The following is a 14,547-nucleotide window of genomic DNA, read 5'->3' on the forward strand; positions in this document are numbered from 1 at the left end:
TTCGAACGAGGGATTAAGGGTTTCAGCGGTTTAGCCGGGGGGGGAGTGAATCATTACCCTAGCGAAGGTCATAAACCCTCTGGGAATGTCAGAAAATGCAGGCGCGGATCGCTACGGCTGAAAGATCTGGAGTAGCCAGCGGGCGATCGCGCCATCATCTTCAGTGGTGCTGCGCCGCATTACTTCTTCTACGGTAGATAAGCCCAGCCCTGGTAAAGTCTGAGAGTCTCGAATCTCTCGACTGCCGCCCTGTTCTATCGCAAATGCCAGCACCTCTGATGTGGCCACATTGACGACCCAATATTCCTGAATTCCCAACCGTTCGTAGAGCAGACGCTTACGTCCCAAGTCATCGCTGAGAGTGGTTGAGGCAATTTCTATCACCAGATGGGGCGCACCGTAGTGCTCAATATCAACCGGTTGATTGGTTTGAGGCGGTAGTTTAAAGGTGTTCCCCAAATAAAAAGCAATATCCGGTTGTGCTTCTCGATCGCCAGTTTTGCGAAATGACGTGTTAGTCAACTCGACCATGCGAATAATGCGAAGAGTCGCAAACAGGGAGATAACCTTAGACACGATGGAATTATCGCGACCGTGCCAGGGGCCTAAGGCTGCCATCTCGATCCGCATCCATCCGTTGTCGTAGTAGCACCGTGCTTTTTCGATAGCGGGGACATCTCCACCCTGATCCTTCTCTCCATCACAGAGAGCCACATACTCATCCCACCGGGCTGACACCCAGGCATTAGTTTCAATGCCCTTGGGCCGTGGATATGACGCCGTATCGACCATGCCAGAACCTAAATACCTAAGCTCATCCTAGCGCCAGTGAGGCCATGCCTCACTGGCAGGTTTGGCCGTCTCCGGTGAAGGCGAGGGGATACTCCGGCGATAGGGGATAGCGGTCATTGGGGCCGGCGTGGAAGTTGTGCCCCCGAATCAGGGTGTAGCGTTTGATGAAAATGCCAAATCGACTGATGGTGATCGGATCCAGAGTTTCCGTGGTGTCAAACATGGCCTCGTGGGTGGGGCAGATGGGATGCCAGTTGTCCCCTAAGAGCAGGGCATCGCGTCCCTCCATAGCCGCAGCGTCATACCACAGGTCGAATTGATCGCGCCGACCGGAGATGGCCATGACTTCAGGCTCCCTGAGCTGGTAGGCCAGGGCGGAGGCGGAGCGGTAGTCGGTGGTCAGTAGCAGGGGAGCGTCCGTTCCTAGGGCAACGGCTTCCGTTTGTATCCTGGAGCCAATGGTTTTCCAGCCAAACAGCATCCGCGAGTCTTCGTCGCCGTCTACGCCAATCAGGGCCGACAGCGGCACTAGGGTGAAGTGGACGAGGAGGATCGCGATCGCACCAATACCGATGATCTGGGCCGCCCGGAGCCCACCCCGGTAGCGGGATCGATGGTTCGCCGAAGGGGCGGAGATAAATAGCCCTGTCATTAGGGGAATCAGGAGGGGATAGGCCAGAATATTCCAGTAGTAGAGTACTGGAGCCTTGAGAGCCAGTAGGCTTAGGCAGCCGGTGGAAACCAGGAAAATCGCGATCGCGACCCGACGATAAGTGTTGCCAAAACCTGCCCCGAGACCTTGACGCAAAACCTGTGCCGTGGCCCAACTATGGATCGGGCCAAAAATAATCCCCGTCAGCAGCAAAAACTCCAGGGGTGCCCCCCAGCGGATCTGGCTGGTTTGTGCCCCAACACTGCGCCCCAAGTAGAAATTGAAGGAAGCCCAGTCGTTTTGGGCATTCCACACTAGCACCGGGCTGGCGACAAGGAGTGCGATCGCAATGCCTCCCCAGAAGCGTCCATCCCAGAGCAGAGGTCGCCAGGGTCGATAGCTGACAATTGCCGCCACCATGCCTAGGGCCAGAAACACCGCCAGGTATTTACACAGCGCCGTGATTCCCAGACAGAGGGTTGCTGCATAGAGCCACCCCCAGGACGCGCCCGTAGGGTAGCGATGCAAAAACCGCATCAGGCAATAGCTAGCCGTCGTCGCAAACAGCACCAGCCAATGGTCATGCCATGCAAAGGCGAGAAAAAGGAAGAATAACGGCGAGGTGAATAGCAGTAGCACCGTCAGCTTCCATACCCCCCGCCGACCCCCGTAGAGGTCATGGCAGATCTGGGCATAGAGCCCCAGTAGCAGCCCATTGCTAATTAAATTAGGCAATCGTAGGGTCCAGTTTGATCGCCCCAGCAGCGCTGTAAACGCCCCCTGTCCCCACGCTTGGAGGGGCGGATGGTCAAAATAGGACAAATTCCAATGCTGTCCCCAGAGCCAGTAATAGGCTTCATCGGGATTGGGAAAGGCCCCCAGCCAAAATCCCAGACGGAGCGCCGCCAAGAGCGCCAGGGGCAACGCCAAGGCCGGGAATGGACGTACCCCTATCATGGCTGCACCGAGAGCCGCCGCTGGCCCCGATTCAGTAACACCCAAAACCGCACCACGTAGGCGATCGCCGCCAAGGTCAGACCAATATAGGAGCCAATCCACACCCCAATTCCCGCTAGGGGAGTATGGAACCCCAACCAGTAGCTACTGGTCAACCCTACCCCCCAATAGGCTATGACGCCAAACAGGAGGGGAACGCGGGTATCTTGCAACCCCTGCAAGACCCCATTGGCGGTGCGTTGAATGCCATCCACCACCTGCCCTACCCCCGCCACCATCAGCAGTGCTGTCCCCACCTGCAAGACCTCTTGGTTCATGGGATCCCCTAGATCCAAATACAGCCCAATTAAGGGTCGTGACAAGCTTATCAGGGCAATTGCAGCTATTCCCATGAACCCGGCAGATAGACCCACACTTGCGATCGCGGCTCGCCGCACCCCTAGCCAATCTCCCCGGCCAAACCATTGCCCCACCCGAATTGTGGCAGCATAGGACATGGCCAAAGGCACCATAAATACCACCACCACCGTTTGCAAAGCCAGTTGATTTGCTGCCAGTACCGCCGTCCCCAAAGCCCCCATCATGAAGGTGATTACGGTAAAGAGCCCATGTTCTAAAACCGTGGAAAAGCCAATGGGCAACCCTAAATTCAAGACCCGTCCCATCAACGGCCAGTCCAGGTGATGGAGGCGTTGAAACAAACCATAGTCCGCCAGATGCCCCCGCAGATTCCACACCATGTAGCCCAGCAGTGCCAGAAACATGGTGCCGTGGGCCAGGGAACTGGCCAGGGCCAGCCCCTCCATCCCCAGGGCCGGAAACCCCAGCTTGCCAAAGGCCAACAGGTAATTGCCTGCGATGTTCAGCAGGTTCGCCGCCACCACAATCACCATGATCGGCTTGGCCTGGGAGAGGGCAGTCACGCTGCCCCGCAGCACCGCGAAGCCCAGGGCAGGCAGCAATCCCCACCGAGCCATACCGAGATAGCGATCCGCCAGATCCACCACCACCGGATCTTGCCCGAAGTGGAGCATGAGACCGTCTAAGTGGGCGATCGCCGGTAGACTCACCAGACTCAGCAGCACCGCTAACCAGAGACCCTGGTGGGTAATCGGTCCTACCTGCCGTCGTCGCCCCGCGCCATAGGCCGCCGCTACTAAGGGGCTAATGCTAGACAGCACGCCTACCCCCGTAAACAAAAAGCTGGTGAACAACATCACTGCCAGCCCCCCCGCTGCCAGGGTCGTCTGCCCCAGCCAGCCCATCATTACCGTATCCACAAATCCCGTCATCGCCTGCGCCACCTGGGCACTAGATAGGGGAATCGCGAGCTTTAGAAAGGCATGGGCTTCGGTGCGGAGGGCTGTTGTTTTGGAGAAGGCGAGCATGGGGGGGAGTGGGGTGACAGGTGACAGGTGACAGGAATTTAATATCCCGTAGGGGCGCGGTTTCCGCGCCCAATGCAGAGGGTGACAGATAGATCTCGTAGGGGCAATCCCTTGCTTGCCCTGTTCGCGTAGCGGCTCCGCAGGAGCAACCTAGTCGTAGGGTGGTTGCCCGGTGCGCGGGTGACCGATATTGGTGTATTGGGGTGATGGTGTATTGGGGTGATGGGGTGATGGGGTATTGGGGTAAATCCCGTAGGGGCGGGTTTAGCTCGTGTCTACTGGGAAATCCCAAATGGGAGGCTCAAAACCCGCCCTACCCAGTGTCGGGTAATCCAGGATTGACGTTAATTGCGTTGGGAAATCCCTCAAAACCCGCCCTAGCCTGCCCGTTGGCAAGGAGCCTGCCGTTGGCATAGGGCTTAGGGGTAGGGGCGCGGTTTCCGCGCCCAATACAGGATGTCTCTATAGGGGCGCGAGGCTTCGCGCCCAATGCAGAATGCTGCCATAGGGGTGGGTTTGCCTTGTGTCTGATGGGAAATTCCGAGGCAACCACTAAAAATCTGCCCTGTCCGTGCCTAAACCAGCGATCGCACCATCACCAAATCGGTTTGCACGTCTTTGCTCAGGGGAAAAGATTGACGGCCCACTTCCCGAAAGCCAAACCGGCTATAGAAGCCACGGGCGCGGTGATTGTGCTCCCACACCCCCAGCCAAACCGTTTGATATCCCTCCGCCAGAGCCCGATCCAGACAGGCTTGCATCAGGGCACTTCCATAGCCCTGTCCGATGGCCCACTGCTCCAGATAAAACCGCATAATTTCCACCGGATGGGGATCCGTGACGCAGGGGCTAGAATCCCCCCCTAGCAAACGGGCGTAGCCTAGGGGCTGACCGGGGCGGCGGGTGTCATCGTAGGCCAACAGGAAAATAGAATGCAGCGTGTGAAATTCCGCCTCTATCTGTTTTATCTCGAAGGCTTCCGCCAGATAGGCAGCCATATCGGCGGGATCATTGGCGGCGGCGAAGGCGTCGTAGAAGGTGCGCCGACCGAGGTCCATAAGTAAGGGAATATCCTGACGACAGGCATCCCGAATCGTGAGGGTGGGGGGCAGCATGGGTGACAGTTTTGGAGCCTGGAACAGGGAAAACCGCGATCGCAATTTTCCTAAGTTTAGAAATGAGCCAAAGTGACTATTGTAAAGCCCCCTTAACGATTCCCGCAGTCCAGAAAATATACACCCACAAAAAAGCACCCTCGCCCCTGCGTATAGTGCATCGAAGGCGAAGGCGCATTATGACTCTGTAGAGTCCTAGAGTTTGTGGGCAATCGAAGCCAGATTCCTGGCTAGGGATCGGTTACAGCCCCTAGCTGGCTTCAGTAGGGCGGGCGTGGTTATGTCTACCCCGCAAGGGTTTTCTCGTTAATGACTCATACGCCCGAGGGTGTAGCAGGCCCGGTGACGGCTACAGCCCCTTTGAAAATGCCCACTAGCTCATTAAAATCGCGCCGATCCAGATCCTCCAACACCGCCTCCATGGGGCCACGTCCCTGAAGATGGGTCAACTGGGCTCCCATCGCCATCCGCGAACTGTCATTGACCAAGCGATACCAAAATGCCAACTTCATATTCGCATCTAGGGTGACGTAGGCTTCAGCAAGCCGGGTATCAGCCCCAGACACCATATCTCGCAGGGCATCTAGGCGGTCTTCACGACGGACTTGGTAGAGCTGCCGGATAAGTCGCTGTACCACTTGGGAAAAGATGGCAGCGGGAACCGCTGTGGTAGATGCCTGCTGGAGACGCTTGGCCATCATCCAAAGCATGACGAGGCGAGTATCGGTATCGGCTTGCTGAAAGTGGTCAGCGGCGGGAAGAATGCGCTGAGCCAGATCGATAGTAGAGGACAAATCGAGGGTTATGTTGGCGACTGGCATAGATAGACCTTTCTTAAATGGTGTTTTCGCAAATAGTGTTTTTGCAAATGGTGTTTTTGCAAAACCGGGAGTAGAACACAAAAATCCTTTGGTATTTAAGTGGGGCAGTCTACCAAAGGCGGCTTTAATAAAACAGATGATCTAGGGCGATGCTCCTAATCATCGCCACCATCGCAGTAGCACAGTATCTTCAAAAATGGGGGGAATAAAATGAACCTGTCATAGAAACGCCATTCAAAATACCTCTGGCAACAGGGTATTCCAGACAACATTTCCAGGCCCTTAGTCGTTCGATCTATCCCCTCAAGGCTATAAAATCAGCCTATTTATATTGATCCCCGTTAAATCCTTAAGAAGGGTTTTTCTTAGGGTTTTCTTCGCTTTTGCTTCTCCCCTCCCCAGGCGGAATATAGGGGTACCTCGAAAAAACCAGGTTTTTCTGAAAGTATTAACGCGATTTCAAGGGTTTCAGCCTCTTGTAATGCACCTGATTGCCATTCATGGGTGCATCTGCTGAGATCAAATGCTGGGGGGCATCGTGTGACGCTCCAGGTAAGACCACCAGCGATTGAGGGGATAGTACAGCACCGGAGCCCACAGACTACTGAGAATCGCGGAGCTGAGGGCAATGCGCTGATGTTGCAGCCAAATTTCCGTCAGCACAGGATAGAGGGAGTCGGGCTGGGTAAAGCGGTGGGCCGTAATCTGGACCGCCATAGCGGTTTGGGCCATGACCACCATGCCAAAGACAATCAAAGCTACGGAGACAAAGTCTTCCTGGATGAACCGCTGTTTTTGAAGCCGTGCCGTGACGATGCCTACTATCACCAGACTGACTACATGACTCGGGTAAGGCCCGGTCATGGCATCCTGTATTAGTCCCAGAACTAAACCCGCGATCGCGCCTTCCCAGGCCGTTCGTTTTACACTCCAAGCCACCACCCAGATCAGGAGCCAACTGGGACCAACCCCGAGGATTTCCATTCCTGGCGGGCGGATGGGCAGCACCAATAAACAGAGGGCCACGGAACCGATAATGATGAGTAAATTGAGGCGACGATAGTGGGCCGCCCTAGCGGGGGATACGGGTAGGATGGCGGTCATGGAACTTCAAAGTCCCCCAAACCATTTTCCTCTGAGTCTTGGTCAATTGCGGGGAGGGGGAGGGGCTCACCCTCTGTCGGTGCTGCAAAGGGCAGCACCTGTACCCATTCCAAAATATTCAGCGGGGCAGAGAGTTCCACCGTCACCTCCGGGGCCGGACTCTTGCTGAGATCCAACTCTACGACCCGGCCAATGGGCATGTCTTGGGGAAACAGACGGCTGTAGGCGGAGGTCATAACGACATCTCCTACCCGCACATCGGGCATTTTGTCGAAAAACTCCATCACCACCTGTTGCCCGGTCTGACCGCGAATATAGCCTGTAGACCGACTGCGACTGATGCGGGCTCCGACGCGGCTCCTAGCATCACTCAATAACAGGACGCGGCTACTGGTGGGATACACCGCCACGACCCGTCCCACCAATCCTCCTGGACCTGTAACAATGTAGCCGACTTGGATGCCGTCACGGCTCCCTCGGCTAATGACAATCTGCTGCCACCAATCCCCAGCACTGCGACCAATCACCGCTGCCGGAATATCGTTGAGGGGCACTGAGGGCTCGGTTTCCACCATCTGGCGCAGGTTTCGATTCTGCACCTCCAGTTCCACAATGCGCTGCTGAAGCTCCTGGGTGTAGCTGCTCTCCAGCAAGGCTTGGCGAGAAGGTCCGGGCTGCAACGGACTTGTTACCCAGCGGTAGGTCTCATACACCAGAGCCCCTTGGGTTTGGCGCATTCCCCAGGCCGTTGCGATCGCAAGCGCGATCAACCCCGTCCTCAGGGCATGTTGATTCCACCATTGTCGCAGTGCAAACATACTCTAGTGCTCTGCTGGCCTACATATTGGAGCTGCCGCTGAAAACCCGACCCATTTGGCTAAAGTTCTCGATCACCCGCCCTGTGCCCAGCACAACGCAGCTTAGGGGATCCGCCGCCACATGCACCACAATGCCAGTCTCATGGCTGAGTAGGGTATCTAGGCCATGGAGTAAGGCTCCGCCCCCCGCCAGCATAATGCCGCGATCGATGATGTCCGCCGCCAGTTCTGGGGGTGTCCGTTCTAGGGTACGTTTCACCGCTTCCACAATCACCGAGAGCGGTTCAGCCATGCTCTCGCGGATTTCTCCGGCCTTGACCGTCACTGTACGGGGCAAGCCCGACAGCAGGTGCAGCCCCCGCACATCCATCATGGTTTCGCCATCATCGGCACTGGGGTAGGCAGAGCCAATCTTGATCTTGATTTCCTCGGAGGTGCGCTCCCCGATGACCAGGTTGTGAACCTTCTTCATGTACTGGGAGATGGCCTCGCTCATCTCATCCCCGGCGACCCGCACCGACTCGCTCAGCACAGTGCCCTGCAAACTCAGCACAGCAACCTCAGTAGTGCCACCGCCGATGTCAATCACCATGTTGCCGGTGGGTTCCGCCACGGGTAAACCCGCCCCAATGGCAGCAGCTACAGGTTCATCGATCAGGTACACGGTGCGGGCTCCCGCCTGTTGGGCAGCATCCATCACCGCCCGCCGCTCAACCCCGGTTACACCGCTGGGAATACCAATGACGATTCGGGGGGAGACCAGAGTCCGTCCGTCATGAACTTGGCGAATAAAATGCTTCAGCATTAGCTCAGCGGTGTCAAAGTCCGCAATTACGCCGTCCCTCAGGGGGCGTAGTGCGATCACGTTGCCGGGGGTACGCCCCAGCATCCGCTTGGCTTCTTCCCCGACCGCTAGGGGCTTTTTGTGGACTTGCTCAATGGCGACGACAGAGGGTTCTTGCAGCACTACCCCCTTGCCGGAGACATAGACAAGGGTGTTGGCGGTACCGAGGTCGATACCCATATCCCGAGATAAGGAAAAGCGATCAAAAAAACCCACGAGTCTATACGCCCCCAAAACCTGTGAAGTGTAGTAACAGCGAAATTGCCAATTGGTCTGCGCTAAAGCGTAAATTATCGACTTTATATCAACGGGCTAGACCTTGGAGTCACCCTAGCATCGAAACAGAGCAACTGTTGGAGGAATGATGGCTAGAAATTGCGCCGTTCAATCGAAGTGGATTCTATTACGTTTCGTATCGGTTCGTCTAGCGATACGTTCTGGGGCCAGATCCAATTTCTTTCTCCTAGGAAAATCCGTTGAGCTAGGGGTTGGGGACAATCAAAACCAGATTCCTGCTTATGGGGCGGTTACAGCCCCTAGCTTGATGCAGTAGGGCGGGGGTGGTCATGCCTACCCCGCAAGGGTTTCCTCGTTAATTGTCCACACGCCCTAGCTCCATCAAAAATCTATGACTGATTTTTCGACAAGGCCCACGCCTGTCAGGATAGTATTCCATAGAAGCGGAGCAGTGATCAGGAGTCATTTTCTTCCATGAGCATTAATACAGTGACCCTGGTGGGTCGAGCCGGTCAGGATCCCGATGTACGCTACTTCGAGTCAGGAAGTGTGGTGTGCAAGTTTTCTCTAGCGGTGGATCGCCGCAGCCGCAATAATGATCAACCGGATTGGTTCACCTTGGAGATGTGGGGGCGCACCGCCGAAGTGGCGGCTAATTATGTGCGTAAGGGCAAATTGATAGGGGTGACAGGGTCTCTTAAGCTAGATAGTTGGACCGATAGGGCCACGGGGGCGCAACGGTCTACTCCAGTGATTCGGGTGGATCGCTTGGAACTCCTGGGCTCGAAGCGGGACAGTGAAGGGGATGCACCGAGTTACTCGACTGCCGACGATGAGTTTTAGGGGGTTCCCAGACATTCAGGGCTATTCAATTTCGGTATTGAAGGGCAGGCGGGTGTAGATTCCGTGGGGATCGGAGAGGGACTCTAGCAGGGTCCACTGGGCCTGGGCGCGCTGGAGTTCCATGAGAACGGGGTGGGTTCTTTGACCCTGAAGGCGACTGACCACGTTGCCAAAGAGACGCTCGAAGATTTCGTCGCTGAGGGTCCGGGGCTGGGGATATTCTTGGACCCGCCAAGTGTCTAGCTCCGCCGCCTCTGCTGCTGCCGCGATCGCAGCTTCTATCCCGCCGATTTCGTCTACCAAACCTGCTTGAAGGGCATCATTACCAGCCCAGACCCTGCCCTGGGCTACAGACTCCACGCGGGCCTTGGTGAGATCCCGCCCCTCTGCCACCAGCGTGACAAAGCGATCGTAGAGTTGGGTTACCACCGCCTGTTGCAGGGCGAGTTCCTCAGGGCTCTGGGGACGGGCGATAGTGCCCATGTCAGCAAAGCGGGCCGTTTTAACCACATCCCAGGTAATGCCATTGCGGTTGGCCAACTCTTGAAGATTCAAGATCAGGCCAAAGACGCCAATGGAGCCAGTGATGGTGTTGGGAGCGGCATAGATACGCTCCCCCGCTGCTGCCATCATGTAGCCGCCTGACGCGGCCAGATTGCCCATAGACACGATCACGGGCTTCTCTGCTTGGAGTCGTTTAACTGCATCGGTAATGATCTCGGAGGCAGTAGCGCTGCCCCCTGGGCTATTGATTCGCAAGACTACGGCCTTGATATCGTCATCCAGACGCAAATCTCGGAGGCTGCGAGATAAGCTATCGGAGCCGATCACCCCCATTCCCCCCTCACCCAAAATAATTTCCCCCTCAGCATAGAGAACGGCTACCACGTCGCGGGAGCGGCCATGGTCTGAGGAGACAGTATGGCTGTAGGACACCAGATCAATGGCGGGAATATCTTCCCCTAGGTCGGCATCGCTTTCAGTGAGGGCTTGGAGATCCGTCAGCACATCCTCGTAGTAGGCCACTCGGTCTACTAGCTTGGCGGTTTCCGCCTCCGTCGCCATCAAAATGCCCCCCGCATCGGCAAGCTGCTGGAGATCCGTGGGGGTAGAGTCCCGACTTTCCGCTACCACCGTCAAAAATTCCTGCCAGAGGCTGGCTAGTAGAGCCTCTGTCTGTGCCCGATCTTCAGGGCTATTGTCGCTGCGGGTGAAGGGCTCGACTGCGGATTTGTAGCGTCCTGCCTGGAGCACCTGGACCCCCACCCCATATTTTTCCAATGCTCCGGCGAGGAACTGGGTTTCTGCCTGAAAGCCATTGAGTTCCAAAATGCCGGTGGTATCCAGCACCAGGGTATCCGCTAGGGAGGTGATGTAATAGTCGCGCTCAGACCAGCCCACCTCGTAGGCCACAATGGGTTTGCCAGACTCTTGGAAGTCAGTGAGGGCCTGCCGTAGCTCCCAGAGGGTTGCAAACCCCGAGTCCGAGTTGCCGTAGATAAACAGGCCGGAGATGTCGTCATCCGTTGCAGCCTGCTGAATCGCGTTCAGGGCTTGGTAAACAGAGATGGATTGGGTGGTGGTGCCAGCAAGGGTGTCTCCAAACACGATTCCCGCGCCAGAGGGGGGAATCGAGTCGCGGATATCCGTGGCCAGATCCAGCACTAGCATGGAGTTGGGCTCCAGGGTGGTTTCCGTTTCGCGACTGGTGGAGGCGATGATCAGAAACAGTAGGCTACCGGCCCCGATGCCCACTAGGGCTGTAAAGGTGACGAGGCCCACTAGGGTGCCGAGGGCGCTAGCCGCCATCCATTTGAAAAATTCACGCATGGAACCGTTCAACCGAAAAGGGAGTCAAGAATGCCTCTATGGTAGTCGCTGAAGGGTTGGAGCCGCCTGTAATTCCGACAGGGTCGCCTGTCCGGTGCAAAACAACGCGGTGATCAGTTCCTCTCGCAGCAGCGAGACTAGGGTTTCTAAGGCGTCGGTGGACTCATCGGCAGCCCGGAGAAAGGGATAGGCCAGCCCTACGAGGTCTGCCCCTAGGGCGATGGCCTTGGCTACATCTAGCCCGGTGCGGATGCCACCAGAGGCGATCAGGGGCAGGGTGGGGGCGATCGCCCGCACAGCGGTAATGCAATCGGCGGTGGGCAATCCCCAATCGGCAAAGGTTTGACCCAGACGACGTTGGCGCAGATCCCGCGCTCGCTCTCCTTCCACCTTGGCCCAGGAGGTGCCCCCAGCTCCGGCTACATCGATGGCCTGTACCCCCGCATTGATCAGGTGCTGAGCCATGGGGGCGGAGATGCCATTGCCGACCTCCTTCACAATGACGGGGACCGACATGCGATCGCAGAGGGCTTCAATCTTGCCTAAAAGCCCCTTGAAGTTAGTATCACCCTGGGTTTGCACACTTTCCTGCAAGGGATTCAGATGCAGGATCAGGGCATCGGCAGCCAAACCCTCCACAGCCCGCTGACACTGGTCGAGGCCATAGCCGTAGTTGAGCTGGACCGCCCCCAAATTGGCAAATAGGAGGCAGTCGGGGGCCTCGTCTCGAATGGCAAAGGTCTTCATCAGGGGGGTATTTTCCACCGCCACCCGCTGAGACCCAACTCCCATGGCGAGGCGGTGGCGCTGGGCCACTTGGGCAAGGCGACGATTGATAGTATGGGCCTGATCGGTGCCCCCAGTCATAGAAGAGATCAGCAGGGGAGATCCCAGCCGCTTGCCGAGGAAGGACGTTTCCAGGCTGATCTCGGCCCGATTCAGTTCCGGTAGGCAGCAGTGGGTAAAACGATACCGCTCTAACCCCGTTGTCACCTGACGACACTGGACATCTTCCTCTAGGCACACCCGCAGATGATCGGCCTTACGGGTTTGGGTTTCGATGCCAGGGGCAAATGCCCCGTTAGACCCTTTAGAAAATGAGTTAACCGTCATGCCCAGCCCCTCAATCCGTCACGGTGACAGGATTAGTGTCCCATGGCGCAGATCCCAAGGACCACTCTTTTACCTGCACGACCTCTTGAGGGGAAATTTCTGATTCTATTAACCGTCAGCTTACAGCCGTGCTTCAATCACCAACCCCGCATTGCGCAGGGGCGGCAACTGGCTGAACCAAGGCACCCATCGAAAAATACCGATGCGATCGCGGTAGCGGCAGTTTTCTTGCAGCAGCGATCGCACCTCCATCAGTCGTAGCCCCATTGCTACTACATCGGCTTCGTTTTTGACAAACCACTTCAGAGGGGCTCCTAGCCTCGCCAACTGCTTAGATCCTTGGCCATGGGTTACCCCGCCCACAGCATCAAAGGCTAGGGTCGCACCAGGAAAACGCTGCTTGAGGTGAGCAATCAATGCCTGCACTTGAGCCTTTTCAAAATACATCAGCAACCCCTCAGCAATAATCAGCCGTGATGCGGGTAGACCATCGGGCACAGTATCCATCCAGCTAGGGTCAAGGGCCGAGGCACTGACAAAACGGTGGCGATCACTCTCGTGGTCAAAATAGCGGCGTAGCTCCGTCACCTCGGGCAGATCTAGCTCGATCCAACGGTGGCAACTCTGCCCCACCCGGTAGTAGCGAGTCGATAGCCCCGCCCCCAGTTCCACCACCGTGGCATCGGTGTAGGTGCCCAGATGTCGCTGCACAATTTGATCAAATAGATAGGCTCGCACCGCCCAAGTGAGCTGGGCAATGGGGTTGTACATCGAGTCTAAAGCCTCATCCCACTGTAGAGTAGGCCACCATTCTGCGATCGTGGGATCACGAAATAGACCATCGTCTCGTTGGTGCTCTTCAACCCGAGCCCGAGTGGTCATCAGCATCGTGCGGGGTACGCCGGAGAGGGGGAGGTTGGTGGAGGGCATGGGAGGGGTATCGGGTTTTGGGTACTCGGGAATGGATGAGTTTTGAGTTCTTAGTTTTGAGTTTTGAGTTCTTAGTTTTGAGTTTTGAGTTCTTAGTTTTGAGTTTTGAGTTCTTAGTTTTGAATGGGTTGTTCAACTTAAAATTCACAACTCAAAATTTGAAACCTCATTATATCAAGTCTGTTTAATTAGCCACAAAAATCTATTGGTTGCTTAGTAGGGGCGAACCGCTGTTCGCCCTGTTCAAAATTGTGGGCAATTAGCCGAAAACGATATTAATTCTGATGTTCTGGGATCCAGCACCTAACACCTATTTCGGCGCTGCTACAACAATCAGCGTGGCCAGCAGTACAGCGACCGAGGTGGCAGGCACCAGAAAGATGACGCGGCGATAGACTACGGCGCTGCGATCGACGATGTCGGGGATGGGCGATCGCAGTTGTCCAGAGCGCAGCAATTGATCAAGGTGGTGACTGTCGTAGCGGGCCATGCGCGCAAAGGGCAACTCTCCCTGAGCCCGCTGAGGCAGAATGCGGCGACGTTGGTGGGGCACGCAGGCATCGCCAAAATGATTTAGGTATTCTTCGCTGTCGAGCAGAGCATTCACAAATCCGGCCAATCCTTTCGTCGCTAGCACAATTGACCAGGCTAGAGGCTCTCGCTGGTTATAGATAGACCGCCCCAGTACCCGCTGAATGCACAGCTCGGCAAAACGATAGTTGCTGTTGGTGTCAAATACCAGCCGCCGAAACGAGTCCGACAGCAGCAGACCGCGAATAAAATCGCGCACCGTCAGTTGGCCATTACACAACTGTGACTCCAGCGCCACTTGGCGATGGGCTGCAATCATCTGCTGTTCGTTGAAAATCTGTCGATAGGCCGCTCGGATGAGGTCATCCATCTCGACACTATCTAGCGCATTATCCAAGGAAAACACCCTTGGTTGCTCATCCCCAGGGATTTCAAAGTTCTGAACCCGCTGGTTTTGGCTGGAGGGGGAGTAGGAGAGGAGAGGGAGGGTCATTTTGGGTGAATGGGTGAATGGGTGAGAGAGGTGGGTTTTGACTTCTTAGCTTTGAGTTTTGAATTGATAACTAAAAAAT

General features: G+C 56.2%; 13 protein-coding genes. 1 reads left to right on the forward strand and 12 read right to left on the reverse strand.

From position 1 onward, the window contains the following. Positions 1 to 111: 111 nt before the first annotated feature. The 8 genes from LEP6406_RS0206965 to LEP6406_RS0207000 form a co-directional block, all read right to left on the reverse strand. Positions 112 to 792: a Uma2 family endonuclease gene (locus LEP6406_RS0206965; RefSeq protein ID WP_008309391.1), complete on the reverse strand. Its 681-nt coding sequence runs from the start codon at positions 790 to 792 to the stop codon at positions 112 to 114. Positions 793 to 841: 49 nt separating this feature from the next. Continuing rightward, positions 842 to 2,503, reverse strand: a complete 1,662-nt coding sequence (locus LEP6406_RS26920; protein WP_193364916.1) for an ArnT family glycosyltransferase — start codon at positions 2,501 to 2,503, stop codon at positions 842 to 844. Further along, positions 2,398 to 3,789, reverse strand: coding sequence for an MATE family efflux transporter (locus tag LEP6406_RS0206975; RefSeq protein ID WP_008309389.1), 1,392 nt, complete (start codon positions 3,787 to 3,789; stop codon positions 2,398 to 2,400). The genes LEP6406_RS26920 and LEP6406_RS0206975 overlap by 106 nt, the downstream gene beginning before the upstream one ends. Before the next feature lie 575 nt (positions 3,790 to 4,364). Beyond that, positions 4,365 to 4,904, reverse strand: a complete 540-nt coding sequence (locus LEP6406_RS0206980; protein ID WP_008308119.1) for a GNAT family N-acetyltransferase — start codon at positions 4,902 to 4,904, stop codon at positions 4,365 to 4,367. 314 nt (positions 4,905 to 5,218) lie between these two features. Beyond that, complete coding sequence (locus tag LEP6406_RS0206985) at positions 5,219 to 5,725, reverse strand: orange carotenoid protein N-terminal domain-containing protein (protein ID WP_008308117.1); 507 nt, start codon at positions 5,723 to 5,725, stop codon at positions 5,219 to 5,221. Positions 5,726 to 6,244: 519 nt separating this feature from the next. Continuing rightward, a complete protein-coding gene (gene mreD / locus LEP6406_RS0206990) occupies positions 6,245 to 6,829 on the reverse strand; it encodes a rod shape-determining protein MreD (protein ID WP_008308115.1) in 585 nt (194 codons plus the stop codon). Next, positions 6,826 to 7,647 carry a rod shape-determining protein MreC gene (gene mreC, locus LEP6406_RS0206995; RefSeq protein ID WP_008308114.1) on the reverse strand — a complete coding sequence of 274 codons (822 nt, stop codon included), beginning with the start codon at positions 7,645 to 7,647 and terminating at the stop codon, positions 6,826 to 6,828. The genes mreD and mreC overlap by 4 nt, the downstream gene beginning before the upstream one ends. Positions 7,648 to 7,666: 19 nt before the next feature. Then, complete coding sequence (locus LEP6406_RS0207000; protein ID WP_008308113.1) at positions 7,667 to 8,671, reverse strand: rod shape-determining protein; 1,005 nt, start codon at positions 8,669 to 8,671, stop codon at positions 7,667 to 7,669. 531 nt (positions 8,672 to 9,202) lie between these two features. Between LEP6406_RS0207000 and LEP6406_RS0207005 the strand changes: the two genes are divergently transcribed. Next, on the forward strand, positions 9,203 to 9,571 hold the full coding sequence (locus LEP6406_RS0207005) for a single-stranded DNA-binding protein (protein WP_008308112.1): 369 nt from the start codon (positions 9,203 to 9,205) through the stop codon (positions 9,569 to 9,571). A 21-nt stretch (positions 9,572 to 9,592) separates the two neighbouring features. On the opposite strand, the gene sppA is transcribed toward LEP6406_RS0207005, so the two are convergent. The 4 genes from sppA to LEP6406_RS0207030 all read right to left on the reverse strand — a co-directional run bounded on the left by sppA (position 9,593) and on the right by LEP6406_RS0207030 (position 14,468). Continuing rightward, complete coding sequence (gene sppA / locus LEP6406_RS0207010; RefSeq protein WP_008308111.1) at positions 9,593 to 11,401, reverse strand: signal peptide peptidase SppA; 1,809 nt, start codon at positions 11,399 to 11,401, stop codon at positions 9,593 to 9,595. Between the two features lie 36 nt (positions 11,402 to 11,437). Next, entirely contained in the window at positions 11,438 to 12,514 is a 1,077-nt protein-coding gene (fni, locus tag LEP6406_RS0207015; RefSeq protein ID WP_008308110.1) for a type 2 isopentenyl-diphosphate Delta-isomerase, read from the reverse strand. A 120-nt stretch (positions 12,515 to 12,634) separates the two neighbouring features. Next, complete coding sequence (locus LEP6406_RS0207020) at positions 12,635 to 13,444, reverse strand: class I SAM-dependent methyltransferase (RefSeq protein ID WP_008308107.1); 810 nt, start codon at positions 13,442 to 13,444, stop codon at positions 12,635 to 12,637. Between the two features lie 310 nt (positions 13,445 to 13,754). After that, complete coding sequence (locus LEP6406_RS0207030; RefSeq protein ID WP_008308963.1) at positions 13,755 to 14,468, reverse strand: phycobilisome rod-core linker polypeptide; 714 nt, start codon at positions 14,466 to 14,468, stop codon at positions 13,755 to 13,757. Positions 14,469 to 14,547 lie beyond the last annotated feature (79 nt).

Source organism: Leptolyngbya sp. PCC 6406, assembly GCF_000332095.2.
Lineage (GTDB): Bacteria > Cyanobacteriota > Cyanobacteriia > Phormidesmidales > Phormidesmidaceae > PCC-6406.

Bases quoted from the DNA above. Each gene is read 5' to 3' on its own strand.
- LEP6406_RS0206985 (WP_008308117.1), bottom strand. From the start codon at position 5,725: ATGCCAGTCGCCAACATAACCCTCGATTTGTCCTCTACTATCGATCTG.
- LEP6406_RS0206980 (WP_008308119.1), bottom strand. From the start codon at position 4,904: ATGCTGCCCCCCACCCTCACGATTCGGGATGCCTGTCGTCAGGATATT.
- mreD (WP_008308115.1), bottom strand. From the start codon at position 6,829: ATGACCGCCATCCTACCCGTATCCCCCGCTAGGGCGGCCCACTATCGT.
- sppA (WP_008308111.1), bottom strand. From the start codon at position 11,401: ATGCGTGAATTTTTCAAATGGATGGCGGCTAGCGCCCTCGGCACCCTA.
- LEP6406_RS0207005 (WP_008308112.1), top strand. From the start codon at position 9,203: ATGAGCATTAATACAGTGACCCTGGTGGGTCGAGCCGGTCAGGATCCC.
- mreC (WP_008308114.1), bottom strand. From the start codon at position 7,647: ATGTTTGCACTGCGACAATGGTGGAATCAACATGCCCTGAGGACGGGG.
- LEP6406_RS0206965 (WP_008309391.1), bottom strand. From the start codon at position 792: ATGGTCGATACGGCGTCATATCCACGGCCCAAGGGCATTGAAACTAAT.
- LEP6406_RS0207000 (WP_008308113.1), bottom strand. From the start codon at position 8,671: ATGGGTATCGACCTCGGTACCGCCAACACCCTTGTCTATGTCTCCGGC.
- LEP6406_RS0206975 (WP_008309389.1), bottom strand. From the start codon at position 3,789: ATGCTCGCCTTCTCCAAAACAACAGCCCTCCGCACCGAAGCCCATGCC.
- LEP6406_RS0207020 (WP_008308107.1), bottom strand. From the start codon at position 13,444: ATGCCCTCCACCAACCTCCCCCTCTCCGGCGTACCCCGCACGATGCTG.
- LEP6406_RS0207030 (WP_008308963.1), bottom strand. From the start codon at position 14,468: ATGACCCTCCCTCTCCTCTCCTACTCCCCCTCCAGCCAAAACCAGCGG.
- fni (WP_008308110.1), bottom strand. From the start codon at position 12,514: ATGACGGTTAACTCATTTTCTAAAGGGTCTAACGGGGCATTTGCCCCT.